A 17,217-nucleotide genomic window follows, 5' to 3' on the forward strand; every position below is an offset into this window, starting at 1 on the left:
TGGAACCGTCCGATGTGGACGTCGCCGCCACCGGCACCCGGGTCACGGGGCCGGTGGCGGCGACTCGTCGAACCGGTGTTCAGCGGGTACGCAGGCCGTAGCCGTACGGGAAGAGCGGGCGGTAGTTCCGGTCGCCGACGTTGATCGGCACCTGCGCCTCGCTGCGCGGCCAGCTCACCGAGAGCTTGCCGGTGAACGGGCGCCTGCCGAACAGTACGTCGGCCACCCCGGCGCCCTCGCTGCCGGGCAGCCAGGAGGCGACCAGCGCGTCCATCTGACCGAGCTGGTCGGTGATCACCTGCGGCCGGCCGGAGACGACGACCACCACACAGGTGTCGATCGCACCGCAGACCTTGTCGACGACCGCCTTGTCACCCGGCTGGAGGGAGAGCGACTTCTCCTCCTGCTGCGGCGTCGTGCACCAGGTGCACTCCGGCCCGCCGACGTCACCGAAGCCCTCGGTGTACGGCGTCTCGCCGACCACCACGACGGCGACGTCCGAGCCGGCGGTCGGCGCCGAACCGTCCGCGCTGTAGGTGACCTTGGCGCGCGGCGCCACCTCCCGGATGCCCTCCAGGATCGTGGTACCCGGGATGATGTCGCCGGAGGCGCCCTGCCAGGTGATGGTCCAGCCGCCGGCCTGGTTGCCGATGTCGTCGGCGTTCCGGCCGGCGACATAGATCTTGGCGTCCTTGCGCAGCGGCAGTGCCCGGTCGCTGTTCTTCAGCAACACCTGCGACTCGGCGACCGCCCGCCGGGCCAGCGCCCGGTGCTCACGGCTGCCGACCTCGTCGGTGTCGTCTGGGGAGGCGTACGGGCGCTCGAAGAGGCCGATCTCGAACTTGGCGCGCAGGATCCGGCGTACCGCGTCGTCGATCCGGGCCTGGCTGACCCGGCCGGCCCGCACCTCGGCGAGCAGCAGGTCGATGAACTGCTTGGCGTTGTTCGGCACCATGAACATGTCGATGCCGGCGTTGACCGAGGTCCGCACCTTGTACGCGGTCAGCCCGGCCACGGTCGGCTCGTCCGGGTCGGGGATCTGGTGGATGCCCTCCCAGTCCGAGATGACGAAGCCCTTGAACCGCTGCGCCCCCTTGAGTACGTCGGTGAGCAGTTCCTTGTGCGCGTGCATCTTGACCGGATTGCCGATCCCGTCCTCGATCCAGTCCACACTGGAGAACGACGGCATCACGCTGTCCACGTCGTGCCGGCGCAGCGCGGTCCAGAACGGCGCGAGGTTGGTACGGGCGAAGTCGGCCCGTGTGGTGACCGTGACGCCCTGGTCGATGACGTACCGCTGGGAGCCGGGCGGCAGGCTCTCGTTGGCGTCGGCGGCGGCCTGGTCGTACTCGGTGTCGCCGTCCCCGGCGTAGTGCTTGATGGTGGCCAGCACCCCGGCGTCGCGCAGCCCGTCGACGTAGCTGCTCATCTCGCCGACCAGCCCCGGCTCCTCGCTGAACGCCTCGTACGCCCGACCCCAGCGCTCGTCGCGGGAGACGCAGAGGCAGGGGGCGAAGTTCCACGGGATGCCGGTGGCCTTCACCTCCTCACCGGTGGCCTTGCCGATCTGCCGGACGAGTTCCGGGTTGCGGGTCGCGCCGAGGCCGATGTTGTGCGGGAAGACGGTGGCACCGTAGACGTTGGCGTGCCCGTGCACCGCGTCGACGCCGTAGATGATCGGGATGCCCAGCCGGGTGCTCAGCGCCTGCCGCTGGAAGTTGTTGACCATCGACACCCAGGCTTCCGGGGTGTTCGGGGTGGGGACGGAACCACCGCCGGAGAGCAGCGAGCCGAGGCCCCACTGGGCGACCAGCGTCGGGTCGGCGTCCACCGCCAGCCGCTCTGCCTGGGCCATCTGGCCGACCTTCTCCGGCAGGGTCATCCGGCCCAGCAGGTCGTCGACCCGCCGGTCGATCGGCAGCCTCGGATCGCGGTAGTCGGGCTTGCCGCCGTGGCCGCCCGAGCCGGCGACGGAGGCGTCGGTGGCCTCGGCGGGCGCTGCGGAGGCCGCGCCGGTGGGCGTCAGCGAGACGACGAGCAGGCCGGTGAGCAGGGCTATCAGTGGTGTTCGGGATCGCGAGTGTGGACGCATGTCGTGCCCTCCAGAACAGATCGGGGTACGCGCCAAGGCCCGATCCTTCCGCTGACCATAAGACGCCGTCAATATCAGACGGTAAAGGTTCCTTCGTGAGAGCGCTCTATCCTTAGGTTTATGCCCGCTTTTGTGGATGCTTGTATCCCGCGTCGCTGCGGCTGGCCCCGCCCGGCCCGGCTCCGCCCCCACGGGGCTCGGTCGGGCGGGGAATAGGAACCTCGTCCGCCGACTGTCGAGCTGCCCCGTTCGTGCGCCCATGCGGCCCGACGCGACGCTCGACTCCCTGCGGGCCATCGTGCCCGCCGATGAGAAAGGAATGTCCATCGTGGTCTGTGGATAGCCGGGTGCTGTGGTCGGGCCTGACCCGATGCGCAAACCACGTTCCTCTTCCTCTCGTCAGTCCATGCCGGTGATCCGGCGCAGGTCCTCATCCGTCGGGGCCATCGTTGGGCGGAGAGCATCCACGGACGGCGGTAGGTAGTCGTCCCGGACCACCTCCAGCCACGTTGCCGCCAGTGCCATCCGGCCGCAGTCCGGTAGACCGCACGGCCGGCAGCCGTCGACCCCGCGCGGCCAGTGCGCCGTCATCACCTGCCGCGCCACGACGGTGACGAGCGTCCGCCGATCGGCCGGCACGATCCGGTCGGTGATGACGACCCAGAGCGCCCATTCGGCGGTCGGGCACCAGGTGCCCCGGCAGCCGCCGCAGTGGCCTGACTCGGCGTGGTTGGTGATGGTGGCCCAGGCCCAGTCGGCGGCCAGGCCGGGCGCGCTCTCGTGGCCGTTCACCGGACCCGCTCCAGCGCCGCGCGTACGTCCCCGGCCGTGACCGCTGCCGGCAGGGTGCCGCCGAGCAGCACCCGCACGGCCTGCTCCCGGCGGTGGACCTCGGTCGCCCACGACCAGAGCGGGCAGCCGTCCGGCCCGCACCGGCCGCACTCTCGGAGTGCGTGCGCGCCGAGGACGAGGCGGGCGAGAGCGCATTCGATCGGCGCCGGCCATTCGACGGTCAGCCAGCGCCGGAGCAGCCGGGTCACCACACCAGCCGCCCAGGGCCGTGCCGGACGCCGGTGACGGCCGCGAGCAGGTCGGCGTGCTCCTGACGGCGGCGGATGATTCGCAGCATCCGCATGCAGCCGCCCCGGGGCGCGCACTCCGGACACCGGCGGCCGTCGAGGTGCTGGGCGATGGTCTGTTCGTCGGTCTGTGGCTGGTCCACGATGCCGTTCACGTCGGCGCCTCCCTGGTAATGCCACGGCGCCCCGGACTCGATGTCACGGAGCGCCGCTCAGACGGGCGGATGGCTGGTGCCGGCCGGGCCCTCCCACGGGGAAGGACCAGGCCCGACCGGCCGGGGCGCCCGGTTGCGACCGGTGGTTCGACGTCCACCGCCGTGCGTCCCTGCCAGCCAGCCTTGCCGGTCGGCGTGGGCACACAACAGCTATGACGCGTCCTCTGGCTGTCCGCCGGGCTGTCCGCGGACGGCTACGCTCTCCGCGTGACCGACTATCTGGAAGTGGCCACTGCGACCGAAACGCGGGAGGCGGCAGTGGCGCTCGCCCAGCATGCCGTCGGCGCCCGGCTGGCCGGCAACGCGCAGGTGATCGGGCCCGTGACCAGCGTGTTTTGGCACCTCGGCGAACAAGGCACCGGGGAGGAATGGCGCCTGATGCTCTACACCACCGCCAGTCGGTACCCGGAGCTGGAGACGGTGCTGCTGGAGCAGCACACGTGGGACAACCCACAGGTGACGGCCACTCCGATCGTGGCCGGATCTGCGGCGTGTCTCGCCTGGCTGTCCGATTCGGTCAGCCCTGCCGGCCGCTGACCAGTCCTCGTAGCTCGGTAGCGCAGGGCGTCAGCGCGTACGGACCAAGCCGGCCAAGGAACGCCTCGATACGCTGCCCCGGTCGGGTCGATCCCACCCCGGCGGACAGCCGGACGGCGCGGGCAGCGGTGGCACAGCCCTGCTCGACCTCATTCGCGTCCAAGTAGGCGTCTGCCAGCCAGGACAGATACAGGGCCTTCTCCCGGGCGTGCGTGTCCTCGTAACACCCGAGCGCGGCTTCGAGGATCGGGATGGCCCGCATCGGCCGACGCAAAACAGCCCAGCAGCGACCTGCCATGATGTCCGCTTCGCGGCGATCGACCCAGTACACCCAGTCGGGCTCGGGCCGGTCGTGGTGCTCGGTCAGGCACGCTGTGCCGAGGTCCAGGTGCCGCTCCGTGTCGTCCGCGTGCCCGTTGACGGCATGCACCCACGCGCCACGCATATGCAGCAACGCCCGCACGACGGGCGTCGCCGACTCGGCGGCCGTGTCGTACGCCGCCGCGATCGTCGCCGTCGCAGCCTGGCCCAGCGCCAGTTCTTGATAGGCGAGAAGATTGATCGCGTTGCCGGCCAACGGCAGATCCCCTGCGTCACGCGCCGCAGCGAGGCTGGACCGATACCACTGCCCTGCGTCGTCGTGCTGGCCGGCGTCGAACGCTGCCCAGCCGGCCATCTGCGCCTGCTCCGCGAAGACCCGCAGCAACTCGCGCCCGGTGGTCGCCGTGTAGCTGCCGTCTTGGATGATCCGCAATGTCGACTCCAACTCGGCCGCGTACATCGCGACCGTGTCGGCGCCGCCGAGGTAGTCATCGATCCGCCGCAGCCTGGCGGTCCGGTCGGCAATCTGCCGGGGTGTATCGGCGCCGACCCTGCGGCCGTGGTCGAGGATCGTGTGTGGAAGCGCGACGGCCAAACCGGCCCGGGCGATCACTTCCCGGCGCCGCATGCCGGTGCTCGCCAGTGCCGCGAGTGTCCCACCCGCTCCCAGCGCGTCATCGATCCGCTTGGCCGCCTGGGGCGTGGGCTCCTTCATCCCGGTCTCCAGCTCGTGCAGATAGCTCTTGCCGTAGAAGGCGGTGGCGGCCAGCTTGCGCAGCGACATACCGCGCTCGGTACGTAGTTCGCGCATCCGAGCCGCGAACCCGGTTTCAGGCATCGGGACTCCCAGGTAGCGGTCTGGGCGGCGGGGCGGCGGCCGCTACTCCGACGCCCACCCGGCTTGGACGGTACACCTGGCAGGGGTCCCGGGGTGGCCGTCGGCGTCCTGCGCGTGCCACGGGTCGGGGTGGGCCGTTCCGTCGCGGCCTGTGGATCGACGGTTGACACCGTGTCGACGTTCGATCAAGATCTACTTTGTGCGAAGCGCCTTTCTGACCAAGCGGGGTCACATCGACCTGCTGCGCGTCGCCAGCGCTGCCTGTCGACCGTCCCTCTGACGCCGGGCTCCAATCCGTTCCGCCCTGCCGGCGGCGTTTCCCGACCCGTGGGTCTCCGGCCCCGCGGTGGCGACCGCCCACGCGGCAATTCCCCCTATCCCGACAGGAGAACTCTCCTTCATGTCCAGACGTCCGCATCACCGGCTCGCCGCCGCGGCGGTCGCCGTCTCGCTGCTCGGCACGCTGGCCTGGACCGGGCCCGTGTCCGCGTCCGCGCTGCCGGCCGTACCGGCGCGTCCCGTCGACCTGCACGACATCAAGGGCTACCCCCGGCAGAACGTGCTGCCGGTCTGGCCGGACAACCCGAACGACGCGTCGATCCCGATCGGCGTCACGCCGTACGACGAGATCGCGCCCAAGCTGAACGCGTTGCAGAAGGCCAGCGACCGGGTCTCCGCCCGGGTGGCCGGGAGGTCCTCCGGCGGCTACGACCTCTACGCGGTCACGGTCACCGCGCCGGAGAGCCGCGCCGAGGCACGCCAGCAGGAGGCGTGGAAGCGCCTGATCGAGGAGGAGCCGGTCAGGGCCCGCACCGACCGCACGCTGCTCCGCGACTACAAGACCCCGCTCTTCGTCAACGCCAACATCCACGGCAACGAGTGGGAGGGTACCGACGCCGCGCTGCGGGTCATCGAGGAGTACGCCACCAGCACCGACCCGGCGGTCGCCACGCTGCTGCGGCGGAACCGCCTGGTCTTCAACATCACCTCGAACCCGGACGGCCGGGTCGCCGGCACCCGGCAGAACGCCGCCGGCTACGACCTCAACCGCGACCTGACCATCGTGTCGCAGCCGGAGACCAACCTGATCCGCGAGCTGATCGTCGACAGCAAGCCGATCATCACGCTCGACCTGCACGGCTACGTCAACCCGACGCTGCTGCACCCGAGCACCCCGCCGCACAACGTCAACAACGAGTACGACCTCTACATCAAGCACGGCCTGCCGAACGCGCTGGCGATCGAGGAGGGGCTGCGCGCCCTCGGCTACCCGGAGACCCAGCGGGCCCGGATCCCGTTCCGGGACGACGAGCCGGGGGTCTGGGACGACTTCCCGCCGATCTACGTACCGTCGTTCGCGATGTTGCAGAGCAGCATCCCGTACACCATCGAGGCGCCGCTGAACCCGCGCGGCAACCTCACCCCGGAAGAGAAGGTACGCCGCTCCGGCATCAACACCGACGTGCACGAGGTGGCGATCAAGACCTCGTTGGCGTACATCCAGGAGCACCGTGACCAGGTGCTGCACGACCAGGCCGAGGTGTACCGGCGCGGCTGGGCCGGCGAGCCGCTGCGCAAGCTCCCGGACGGCTACGTGCCGGGGTGGGGTCCGGAGGACGACTACCGGACCACCTTCCCCCGGGCGTACGTGATCCCGACCGGCCCCGGGCAGCACTCCGAGACCGCCGCGGCCCGCCTGGTCGACCTGCTGGTCGGCAGCGGCGGCCGGGTCTGGAAGGCGAAGAAGGACTTCCGGGCGAACGGGAAGTCCTACCCGGCCGGCTCGTACGTGATCGACCTGCACCAGCCCAAGCGCGGCCTGGTCAACTCCCTGCTCGAACCCGGCATCGACCTGACCGGCCGGGTGGACGACCTCTACGCCGGCCCAGCCGCCTGGAGCCAGGGGCTGACCTGGGGTGCCACCGTCGACACGGTGTGGGACCGCCTCCCCGACGTACGCCTGGAGCGGACCTACGACGGCACCGCCGAGGGTGACCTGCCCGGCGGCAACGGCGACCTGCGGCTGGACGTCCAGGACGGCGCCGACCTGCTCGCGGTCAACTCCCTGCTGGACAAGGGCGCCAGGGTCTACCGGCTGGCCGACGGCTCGGTCGTCGTCCCCGGTACCCCGGACAACCGCCGGCTGGCCCGGACCGAGGTCCGCGAGCACGGCGTGACCTTCGAGCGCGCGCCGGCCCGCTGGCAGGGCACCCTGCTGGCCGAGGTGGTCGTCGGCTACCTGGGTACCGTCGAGGAGCGGGACACCCTGCTCGACACCGGTTTCGAGGCCCGCGCGCTCACCACGACGACGCTGGCCACGACGCTCACCGCCGACGTCGACGTGCTGCTGGTGGCGAGCAACGTCAACCTGACGACCCTGACCCCGGAGAACCGGGCCGCGCTGGACGCGTTCCTCGGCCGGGGCGGTGGGGTGGTCGGACTGGGTACCGCCGGGGCGGGCTTCGGCAACGCCACCGGACTGCTCAGCGTCACCGCCACCGCCGGCGCCAGCCTGGCCAGCGGGGTGGCCAACATCGTCAACCGGGGCGGCCCGGTGACGGCGGGTGCCGTACCGCACGCGTTCATCAACCAGCCGGTCTGGTTTACCGGCCTGGGTGCCGGGGTCACGGTCGAGCAGTCGTACGCCGCCGATCCGCTGCTCGCCGGCTGGTGGGCGGCGAACGAGGCCGGCACCACCGGGCAGGCCGCGGCGGCCGGGCAGGCCAGCATCGTCCGTACGGTCAGCCCGGGCGGCAACGGCGTGGTGCTGTTCGGTACGGACCCGACGTTCCGGCTGCACCCCAAGGGCCTGCACTCGCAGTTGGGCCGGGCCCTGCTCTGGGCGGCACAGCGCTGACCCGGTCCCGATGACCGGGTGAGACCGGGGCCCGGGTGTCACGCACCCGGGCCCCATCCGCGTCCGGCGGGCGGGTCGGGCCCGGTCGGAGCTACCGACTCTGACCACCGCCGTCCGGTACGCGCCCACCTCGCCGGGCCCGCCCGGACGGCGGCTCGGCCGACCGGGTGATCGGCCTCGACCGATTCGTCACGGACTGTGCATGGTAGGTCTCACAGTTGTCGTCGCAGCGGTCCGCCGGCATCGCCCCGCGTGCGAGCATCGACGGAAGTTCACGTGGTCGCCGGGGGGCGAGCGCGGGCTCGGGGACCGGCGGTGGGGGGCGTCTCCTTGGACCAGGAACGGCGGGACCAGTTCGGAGTTCTGCTTCGGACACTTCGGCGGCGGGGCAGCCTGACCCAGGAGGAGTTGGCGGAACGCTCCGGCTCCAGTGTCCGGAGCATCCGGGAGATGGAGCGGGGCCGGGTCCGGTCACCGCAGCGCCGGACCGCCGTACTGCTCGCCGACGCGCTCGACCTCGACGGGTCCGACCGTGTCGAGTTCCTCGCCGCCGCGCGCACCGTACGCCTGCCGCCGGACGGTCCCGACCGGCCAGAGCGTCCGACCGGAGCCGTGCCGCGCGATGTCGTGCCGCGCGATGTCGTGCCGCGCGATGTCGTGCCGGGTGAACTGCCCAGCGCGGTACGGGACCTGGCCGGTCGGTCCGGCGAACTCGCCGCCCTGCGGGCGCTCGCCGGTGAGGCCACGGCCGGCCAGACCGGTACGGCCACGCTGGCGGTCGTGCACGGCCCGCCCGGTACCGGTAAGACCAGTGTCACCGTCGTGGCCGGTCACCAGTTCAGCGGCGGCTTCCCCGACGGGCAACTCTTCGTCGACCTCGGCGGCGCGGCGGCCGACCCCGGCGGTGCGGTGCAGCGGGGGGACCCCGGCGGCGCTCCGGTGCCCGGGCGGGTCGAGCCGGCCGAGGCGCTGGCCGGACTGCTGCGCTCGCTCGGCCTGCCCGACGACCGGATGCCGGCGTCACCGGCCGAGCGGGCCGGCCTGTTCCGGACCCTCACCCGGGACCGTCGGCTGCTGCTGGTGCTGGACAACGCCGCCGACGAGGCACAGGTACGCCCACTGCTGCCGGCCGGGCGGCACTGCCTCGTCCTGGTCACCAGCCGGCGACCGCTGACCGGGCTGGCCGGTGCCGTGCGGGTGCCGCTCGGGCTGCTCGATCCAGAGCCGGGGCGGGAACTGCTGACCTCGATCGTCGGCGCCGAGCGGGTCGCCGCCGAGCCGGCCGCCGCCGAACAGCTCGTCCGGCTCTGCGGGCGGCTGCCACTGGCGCTGCGGATCGCCGGCAACCGGCTGGCCACCCGACCGCAGTGGAGCATCGCCAGGTTGGTCGGCCAGTTGCGTGACCAGCGCCGTCGGCTGACCGTACTCACCGCCGGGGATCTCGGGGTCCGGGCCGCGTTCGAGGTCTCCTACCGGCAGCTCGACCCGGTCACCGCGACGGCGTTCCGGCGGGCGTCGCTGATCCCCGGCGCCGACTTCGACGCCGGCCTGGTGGCGGCCGCCGCCGGCTGCGACGAGGAGACCGCCGGGCAGGCGGCCGAGGACCTGGTCGACGCCGGACTGCTGCTGCCGCTCGGCGACCGCTACCGGTTCCACGACCTGGTACGCCTCTACGCCCACGAACGCCTCGCCGGTGACGAGTCGGCGGAGCAGCGGACCGGGGCGCACGACCGGCTGGTCGGCTGGCTGCTGCACCGGACCGAGCAGGCCGGTGCGATGTTCTCCCCGGGCGCCCGCCGGCCGGGCAACCCGTTCGACGACCACCGCGAGGCGGGCGCCTGGCTGGACCGGGAGTCCGGCAACTGGCCGGCGGCGCTGCGGGACGCGGCCCGGCAGGGCTGGCACGCCGACGTCGTACGGGTGGCCCGGGCGATGCACTGGTATTCCGACGCCGCCACCCACCGGCACTCCTGGGACGAGGTCTTCTCGCTCGGCGTGACCGCAGCCCGGGCCCTGGGCAGCCCCCGGGACGAGGCGGTACTGCTCAACTTCCTGGGCTGGGCGCGGTACTACTGCCGGGAGCGGAACGCCGACGGGCTGGCCGCGCTGGAACAGGCGCTGGAGCTGGCCCGGCGGATCGGCGACCGCCGAGAGGAGGCGTGGGCGTTGACGTACTCGGCCTCGATCTTCGTCCGGTCCGGCCGGGCCGGGTACGCCGTCGACTCCGCCCGGCAGGCCGTCGCGCTCTTCCGCCAGCTCGGCTACGAACTCGGCGAGGCCACCGCCGCCAACGTCCACGGTTCGGCGCTGGCCGCGCTCGGCCGGTACTCCGAGGCCGCCGACGTGCACCGCGAGGTGCTCGAGTTCTATCGCCGGGAGAGCGGGCTGAGCAGCACCGGAGCGCTGGTCGCCCAGGCCGCCACGACGATGGCGCTCGGTGCCGACCTGGCCGGCGGGCGAGACTGGCCGGCTGCCGCAGCCGAGTACGCCCGGGCCCGTACCCTGTTTCGGCGCTGCGCGGCGACGTTCGGCGAGGCCGGCGCGGCGTACCAGTACGGCACGGCGCTGCGGGAACTTGGCGAGGTCGGTGCGGCCACCGAAGAGTTGCGGCAGGCCCTGGCGCTGTTCGCCGGCGTACCCAGTCCGTGGTGGGAGGCGCGGACGCTGCACGCCCTGGCGGCGCTGGCCGGCGCGGACAAGGTCGGTTCGGCGGACGCCCGGCTGCTACGCCAGCGGGCGCTGGATCGCTGCGGTGAACTGGACGCCCCCGAGGCCCGGAGCCTGCGCGCCACCCTGCTGCGCGAACTGGCGGCGGAGTAGTCCGGGGCCTGGGGAGGGTTCAGCGGCAGCGCCAGACGACCGCCTGCAGCGCTGCCGGCTCGTCCCGCATCCGCCGAGCCCCCATCGGGATCCCACCTACCGACGGGACCCGTGCCGGATCGGTTGTACGGCGGCGCGGATCACCCGGACGCGATCTCGCCTCGGGCCTCCCGCACCCAGCGCAAGATGCCGTACGCCTCGGCGGTCTCGGCGAGCGTCGCCGCCTCGTCCAGCAGCGCGAGCGCACCGGACCGGTCACCACCGGCGGCGGCGAGATGCGCCAGCCCGATCAGGTTCGCCGCGACACCGGCCGGGAAGCCGATCTCCCGGCGCAGCCGGGTCGACTCGGCCAGCCGCTCCCGTGCCGTGTCCAGCCGGCCGGCGCGGTGCTCGGCGATGCCGAGGTGGCGCAGCGCGTACGAGAGGGTCAGCCGATCCCCGGCTCGGGCGGCGAGGTCGGCGGCGCGGAGCAGCGCCGGCTGCGCGGTCTCGAAGTCCTGCCGCACCACCTGGTGGAAGGTGCCGACCCAGAAGAGCGCCTCGGCCTCGCCGCGCGGGTCGGCGAGCCGCTGGTAGAGCCGGACCGCCCGTTCGAACAGTGGCAGCTCGTCCGGGTCCTCGGTCCGGTCCGCGAGGTAGCGCGCGTGCACGATCCGGCCCCGGGCCAGCGCCAGGTCGGCCTCGACCGCGTCCAGGTCCCGGTCGGCCGCGTCCAGCGCGTCGGCGTCGCCGCCGAAGACGGCGCGTTCGTAGTGCAGTCTGGCCCGCCCGATCCGGTCGTCGGTCATCGTCGCCCGTCCCCCCGTCCGCGAGCCGCCGAGTCTAACGTCGAACGGGCCCTGCTACCGCCGGGCGGGCCCTGCCGCTGGTGGCGGCAGGGCCCGTGGGATGTGGTGAGGTCGGTGGAACGGCTCGTGGCCGTCGGCCTCGACACCGGTTGCCGGGGCGGATCAGCTACAGGGCGCGCCGTTCAGGGTGAACGGTGCCGGGGTGACCGGGGTACCGCTTGCGGTGAAGCCCAGGTTGACCGAGCCGCCGGCCGGGATGGTGGCGTTGTGTGCCTCGTTGGTGACCACGACCGCCGCGCCGCTCTGCTGGAACTGCCCGTGCCAGTGGCCCTGCACCACCTGGTCACCCGGGAAGGACCAGCCGAGGCTCCAGCCGGTGACCGCCGGCCCGCTGTTGTGCACCGTGACGCTGGCCGCGAAGCCGCCGCTCCACGAGTCGGTGACCGCGTACGAGACCCGGCAGGTGGTGCTGGCGGTGCCGGTCACCGGCACGATGTCGCCGAAGTCGTCCCGGTAGGTGGCAAAGTCCTGGAAGCCGAGACCCGGGCCGCCGGAGCGGGTGACCGTGCCGGCGGCCAGTACCGTGCCGTCGGGGTTGACCGCGTAGACCGGTCCGCCGCTGTCGCCGCCGCGCGCCGCCTCCTCGCCGTCGAGCTGGGTCGCCTCGACCAGGTCCTCCCGGTCCTCGTAGTGGAACTCGACCCGGAAGTTGCAGATCGGCCGGGACAGCTCCCAGGCGCTGGTCGCGCCGGACTGGCAGAGCAACTGGCCGGGGAAGACCTCGGTCCAGCCGACCACCCTCGCGCGTACCTCGTCGTGTGACCCGCCGACGTAGAGGTCGCCGCTGACCGACGGCGTCGAGATCAGCATCGCGTCGTGGTCGGAGTTCTTCCGGGCCGCCGCTCCGATGGTGGCACCGCTGCCGGCCGTCCACACCGCGCCGAGGTCGCTACAGTGGCCGGCGCTGAGCAGGTAGCCGGCGCCGGTGCCGGCGTCCCGGGCGCCAAACGCCGAGCTGCACAGGATGCCGCCGTTCCAGATCCGGGCTCCGCCGGTCCACGGTGCGGCGTCGTCCTCCCGGGACCGGTCGACCATCGGACGCCGCTGCACCACGGTGGTGCGTACCCCGGTGGCCGGCAGCTTCGGGAGCCGGGCGGCGGACGGCGTACCGGAAACCGCGACCTCCAGGCCGGCGCCGTCGGTGCGCAGCCGGACCGTGGGCTTCGCGGCCGAGGCCCGAACCGTCGGCGCCAGCTTGGCGGCGGCGGCCCGCAGTTCGGCCCGGGAGTACGTCGCGGCGGCCACCTCGACCGGCGCGGTCTTCCGAGCCCGGGCGACCGCCGAGGCGACCTCGGCCGACAGTGGTCCCTTCCACCAGAGGGTGACGTGCTGGTCCACCAGGCCGAGCCCGGCGTATCCGGCGGCGTCGCCGCGCTCGACGGCGGTCCGGATCACGCTGGCCGCGTCGACCAGCGGGACCTGCGCGGTCATCCGGTCGGCGACGCCGGCCGGCAGCAGGTCGAGCAGCGAGGAGCCGGCGTCCGTCCGGCCTGCCGGGGCGGGTGCGGGCGGGGCCGCGGCGCCGGGCACCGGTCCGGCGAGCGCGGCGGCGCCGACGAGTCCGCCGGCCAACAGGGTGCGAACGACGGCTTTCCATGGTCGCGTCATGGCTCGAAGTCAACCGGCGGCGGTCGGCGGCGAACAGGAAGGACGCCCGGCAGGAGCACTCCTGCCGGGCGTCCTGCCGGGCCTCGTGGGCGGCGGTCGGCCGGTACTGCTCAGACCGGTACGGTCCACTTCTGGTTGGCGGTGCCGGTGCAGGTCCAGAGCTGGGTCGGCGTACCGTTCGCGGAACTGTTGTCCAGCACGTCCAGGCACTTGTTCGCGCTGGCGCTGGTCAGATCCCGGCCGGCGGTGGCGGTCCAGCGCTGGTTCGCCGCGCCGGTGCAGCTCCAGATCTGCACCCGGGCACCGTTCGCGGTCGAGTTGTCCCGGACGTCGAGGCACTTGCCGAGTGCCCGCACCGTGCCGTCGGTGCCCAGGGTCCACTGTTGGGCCGCACTGCCGTTGCAGTCGTAGAGCTGCACGGCGGTACCGTCCGCGCTGTTCGCGCCGGCCACGTCCAGGCACTTGCCGGCGAGCCCGACGATCTGGCCGGTTCGGCCGCCGCCACCGCCGGACTGGGTGCCGGACCAGGTGAAGGTCGCGGTGGTCCGGGCCGGCAGGGTGTACGTGAACGACTGTCCACCCCAGACCACCCGGACCGACTGGCTGCCGGTGCCGCCGTTGTGCGCGATCAGCGCCTTGGAGCCGTCCGGGTTGACCCAGGCCACGTTCTGCACCGTGCCGTTCGCGGTCGAGTCGATCCGGTACGCCCCCGGCTTGACGAACTTCGTCAGGTGCCCGGTGGTGTAGTACTCGATGGTGTTGTCGACCTGGCCGGCGCGTGGGCCGCCCTCCTGTACGGTGACCAGCCCGGTGCAGACGTCACAGCCGCCGTTGTGCGGACCCATGCTCTGGTTCAGCGCGAGACTCCACTTGACGACGCTGCCGCTCCAGTTCCGGGTGTAGTTGACGATGTCGGCCAGGTCCTCGTTGTGCTGGTTGCCGATCCAGGTGCCACCGGAGTGCTCGGTGCTGAACTGCCGGACCGCCGGATACTGGGCGTGCACCTGGGAGCCGACGCTCGGGCTGCCGGCGTAGCCGTGCCAGGCGATGCCGGCGAAGAGCGGGTCGTTGCGCAGCGCGGCGTCGGCGACGATCCCGCTGCCGATCTGGCCCCAGTCGCCGTAGTTCCAGTCGTGCACCATCACCTTGGTGCTGATGCCGGCGGCCCGGAAGGCCGGCAGCAGGTGATTCTTGGTGAACTCCAGCAGGCCGGAGGAGTTCCAGCTCATCCCCGGGTAGTTCATCGCCGGCGGGTTCGCCGCCTGGCAGCAGTTCGGCTCGTTCTGCACCGAAACGTAGTTCACCGGGATCCCGGCCGCCTGGTACGACTGGACGTACCTCACGAAGTACTGGGCGTAGAGCGGGTAGTACTCCCACTTCAGCCAGCCCATCTGGTCCATCCGGCCGTTGTCCTTCATCCAGCCCGGCGCGCTCCACGGCACGCCCTTGACCCGCAGCGCCGGGTTGAGCTGCTTGGCCTGCGCGGTGAGCAGCCGGACGTTGGTGTCGTAGCCGTTGGCGCCGAAGTCGTTCAGGTCGCAGCAGGTGTCGTCCAGCGACACGTGGCCGGGCCGGGACAGGTCGGAGGCGCCGATCGGGTTGCGGACGAAGGAGAGCCCTATCCCGTCGGTGGGGTGGAACAACCGGCGCATCACCGCGTCCCGGGTCGCCGCGCTGATCGGCCCGCCCCGGAACAGGTAGGCGGTGGTGTCGGTGATCGAGGCGCCGCCGCCCTCGAACTGCTGGTAGCGGACGTTCTCGTTGACCGTGACGGTGTGCGTGGCGCCGGGGCTGGTGGCGGCGAAGTTGATCGGCGTCTGCTGTTGCAGGCCACGGGTCACCGTCCGGCCGCCGGAGTCGGAGGTGCTGGTCAGCCAGATGTTCACCGGCTCGTTGGCCGCGTACGCCGGGGTGGGCCCGGCGACCGTGCCGACGGCGGCGACGCAGAGCGAGAGCAGCCCGGCGGCGACGGACCGGCGGCGGGTGGGTGCGCGGTGGCGGGTGGGTGTGCGGCGGTTGGTCGCCGTCGTACCTGCGGAGGACATGCGGGGGTCTCCCCTCCGTGGACGGATCTCCAGAGGTCAGCGGCCGGCCGGCATTAATAGATAACACTCTTTAATAAAGAGTGTCAATGCGACCGTACCGCCACACGCCGGCCCGACCGGCCGCACGTCGACGTCTTCCCCGACAAGACCGCACGCTCACCTGGACGCCAGATGCGTTACACAGGGCAGTTAACGCACCTGGCGTCCAGGTGAACAGCTCCGCCCCGCCCGACGGCCGCTCCGCCCCGCCCGACGGCCGCTCCGCTCCGCCCGTTCGCCAGCGGGAGGGTGGGGGTGGGCGGGTCAGCCTTGGGCTGTGCCGTGCTCGACGCAGACCGCCGACCAGCCGGAGGGGAGGACCTGCACCTTCATCCGGCGCCGGCAACGTGGGCAGAACCGGGGCGGCTCCCACTCGCGCGCGGCCTGGCAGCCCGAGTGTTTCCCGGCGGACACCGGCTCACCGCAACGGTCGCACCAGAGGTCGGTCGGGTTCGTCGTACCCGCCATGTCGGCCCTGCCCTCCCGTTCGTCGCTCCCGCCGTCGGGCGCCGCTTCCTCGTCCCGCTCGCCGGTCGTGCCACTTCGGCGCCCACGGCACCGAGGCTCGGCCGGCGGGAACGCGCCGGACTACAGCGTCGCAGACAACACCTTGGCCGGCATCTTCAGCCGGACCACAGCGTTGCCGACAACGCCTTGACCAGCATTTTCGGCCGGACTACAGCGTCGCCGAGAGCGCCTTGACCGGCATCTTCAGCTCGTCCAGCAGCGCCAGGTCCTCGCCGGCCGGGCGGCCGAGCGTGGTCAGGTAGTTGCCGACGATCACCGCGTTGATCCCGCCGAGCAGGCCGTCCCGGGTACCGAGGTCGCCGAGGGTGATCTCCCGGCCACCGGCGTACCGGAGGATGGTGCGGGGCATCGCCAGCCGGAACGCGGCGATGGCCCGGAGCGCGTCACGCGGCTCCACCACCGGCTGGTCGCCGAGCGGGGTGCCCGGCCGGGGGTTGAGGAAGTTCAGTGGTACCTCGTGCGGGTCCAGTTCGGCGAGCTGCGCCGCGAACTCGGCACGCTGCTCGACGGTCTCGCCCAGCCCCAGGATGCCGCCGCAGCAGACCTCCATGCCCGAGGCGCGGACCATCCGCAACGTCTCCCAGCGCTCCTCCCAGGAGTGCGTGCTGACCACGTTGGGGAAGAAGGAGCGGCAGGTCTCCAGGTTGTGGTTGTAGCGGTGCACGCCCATCTCGACCAGCTCGTCGACCTGGGCCTGGGTCAGCATCCCGAGTGAGGCGGCGACCTGGATCTCCACCTCGGCCCGGATCGCGGCCACGCCCTCGCGCATCTGCGTCATCAGCCGCTCGTCCGGGCCCCGGACCGCCGCGACGATGCAGAACTCGGTGGCACCGGTGGCGGCGGTCTGCTTCGCCGCCTCGACCAGGGACGGGATGTCCAGCCAGACCGACCGGACCGGCGAGGCGAACAGCCCGGACTGCGAGCAGAAGTGACAGTCCTCCGGGCAGCCGCCGGTCTTCAGCGAGACGATCCCCTCGACCTCGACCTCCGGGCCGCACCAGCGCATCCGTACCTCGTGCGCGAGCTGGAGCGCCGCCGACAGGTGCTCGTCGGGCAGCCGCAGCACGGCGAGTATGCCGGCCTCGTCGAGACCGACACCACCGTCGAGCACCTGGGTACGCGCCCGGTCGAGGATTTCTGGCATGGGTCGTACCCTACAAGCGGATCGTCCGTCGATGTGCGGCCACCCGGCCGAGCTGCCCGGATGCCCCCGCCGCCGGGCCACCGGTCCCGGTTCGGCCGGCCCGGCGGGCCGCCGGAGAACGCGACGGGTGGTATTTTCGCCGGTCGGGGCCGCCGCAGGCCCGCCGACCCGGACCCGGCGCGAGTCGACTCCGGGCGGGCCGGAAGGTTCCGGACGTGTGCGAGCCGACTCCGGGCGGGCCGGCGC

The 17,217-nt window shown here is 72.4% G+C and carries 14 protein-coding genes; 4 read left to right on the top strand and 10 right to left on the bottom strand.

Translation table 11 applies throughout. From position 1 onward, the window contains the following. Window positions 1–79: 79 nt before the first annotated feature. The 4 genes from Pma05_RS31250 to Pma05_RS31265 all read right to left on the bottom strand — a co-directional run bounded on the left by Pma05_RS31250 (window position 80) and on the right by Pma05_RS31265 (window position 3,326). Window positions 80–2,092 carry a glycoside hydrolase family 3 protein gene (locus tag Pma05_RS31250; protein ID WP_203861093.1) on the bottom strand — a complete coding sequence of 671 codons (2,013 nt, stop codon included), beginning with the start codon at window positions 2,090–2,092 and terminating at the stop codon, window positions 80–82. Between the two features lie 399 nt (window positions 2,093–2,491). Further along, window positions 2,492–2,884 carry a hypothetical protein gene (locus Pma05_RS31255; protein WP_203861094.1) on the bottom strand — a complete coding sequence of 131 codons (393 nt, stop codon included), beginning with the start codon at window positions 2,882–2,884 and terminating at the stop codon, window positions 2,492–2,494. Beyond that, on the bottom strand, window positions 2,881–3,132 hold the full coding sequence (locus Pma05_RS31260) for a hypothetical protein (RefSeq protein ID WP_203861095.1): 252 nt from the start codon (window positions 3,130–3,132) through the stop codon (window positions 2,881–2,883). Before Pma05_RS31260 ends, Pma05_RS31255 begins: the two co-directional genes overlap by 4 nt. Next, a complete protein-coding gene (locus Pma05_RS31265) occupies window positions 3,129–3,326 on the bottom strand; it encodes a hypothetical protein (protein WP_203861096.1) in 198 nt (65 codons plus the stop codon). Before Pma05_RS31265 ends, Pma05_RS31260 begins: the two co-directional genes overlap by 4 nt. A gap of 267 nt (window positions 3,327–3,593) precedes the next feature. Between Pma05_RS31265 and cutA the strand changes: the two genes are divergently transcribed. Continuing rightward, window positions 3,594–3,923 carry a divalent-cation tolerance protein CutA gene (gene cutA, locus Pma05_RS31270; RefSeq protein ID WP_203861097.1) on the top strand — a complete coding sequence of 110 codons (330 nt, stop codon included), beginning with the start codon at window positions 3,594–3,596 and terminating at the stop codon, window positions 3,921–3,923. On the opposite strand, the gene Pma05_RS31275 is transcribed toward cutA, so the two are convergent. Next, entirely contained in the window at window positions 3,904–5,082 is a 1,179-nt protein-coding gene (locus Pma05_RS31275; protein ID WP_203861098.1) for a helix-turn-helix domain-containing protein, read from the bottom strand. The genes cutA and Pma05_RS31275 overlap by 20 nt on opposite strands. 199 nt (window positions 5,083–5,281) lie before the next feature. Between Pma05_RS31275 and Pma05_RS44110 the strand changes: the two genes are divergently transcribed. From Pma05_RS44110 to Pma05_RS31285, 3 genes are all read left to right on the top strand, one after another. Further along, on the top strand, window positions 5,282–5,362 hold the full coding sequence (locus Pma05_RS44110) for a putative leader peptide (protein WP_369938690.1): 81 nt from the start codon (window positions 5,282–5,284) through the stop codon (window positions 5,360–5,362). Between the two features lie 120 nt (window positions 5,363–5,482). Next, a complete protein-coding gene (locus Pma05_RS31280) occupies window positions 5,483–7,939 on the top strand; it encodes a M14 family zinc carboxypeptidase (RefSeq protein ID WP_203861099.1) in 2,457 nt (818 codons plus the stop codon). Between the two features lie 315 nt (window positions 7,940–8,254). Continuing rightward, a complete protein-coding gene (locus Pma05_RS31285) occupies window positions 8,255–10,759 on the top strand; it encodes an ATP-binding protein (protein ID WP_203861100.1) in 2,505 nt (834 codons plus the stop codon). A gap of 140 nt (window positions 10,760–10,899) precedes the next feature. On the opposite strand, the gene Pma05_RS31290 is transcribed toward Pma05_RS31285, so the two are convergent. The 5 genes from Pma05_RS31290 to bioB all read right to left on the bottom strand — a co-directional run bounded on the left by Pma05_RS31290 (window position 10,900) and on the right by bioB (window position 16,971). Further along, window positions 10,900–11,547, bottom strand: a complete 648-nt coding sequence (locus Pma05_RS31290; RefSeq protein ID WP_203861101.1) for a tetratricopeptide repeat protein — start codon at window positions 11,545–11,547, stop codon at window positions 10,900–10,902. Window positions 11,548–11,709: 162 nt separating this feature from the next. Further along, window positions 11,710–13,215 carry a cellulose binding domain-containing protein gene (locus Pma05_RS31295; protein ID WP_203861102.1) on the bottom strand — a complete coding sequence of 502 codons (1,506 nt, stop codon included), beginning with the start codon at window positions 13,213–13,215 and terminating at the stop codon, window positions 11,710–11,712. A 110-nt stretch (window positions 13,216–13,325) separates the two neighbouring features. Beyond that, window positions 13,326–15,260 carry a lectin gene (locus Pma05_RS31300; RefSeq protein WP_203861103.1) on the bottom strand — a complete coding sequence of 645 codons (1,935 nt, stop codon included), beginning with the start codon at window positions 15,258–15,260 and terminating at the stop codon, window positions 13,326–13,328. A 303-nt stretch (window positions 15,261–15,563) separates the two neighbouring features. Then, window positions 15,564–15,767 carry a biotin synthase auxiliary protein BsaP gene (gene bsaP / locus Pma05_RS42975; protein WP_239313453.1) on the bottom strand — a complete coding sequence of 68 codons (204 nt, stop codon included), beginning with the start codon at window positions 15,765–15,767 and terminating at the stop codon, window positions 15,564–15,566. A 208-nt stretch (window positions 15,768–15,975) separates the two neighbouring features. Further along, window positions 15,976–16,971, bottom strand: a complete 996-nt coding sequence (gene bioB, locus Pma05_RS31305; protein WP_203861104.1) for a biotin synthase BioB — start codon at window positions 16,969–16,971, stop codon at window positions 15,976–15,978. Window positions 16,972–17,217 lie beyond the last annotated feature (246 nt).

This window comes from Plantactinospora mayteni (assembly GCF_016862935.1).
GTDB lineage: Bacteria > Actinomycetota > Actinomycetes > Mycobacteriales > Micromonosporaceae > Plantactinospora > Plantactinospora mayteni.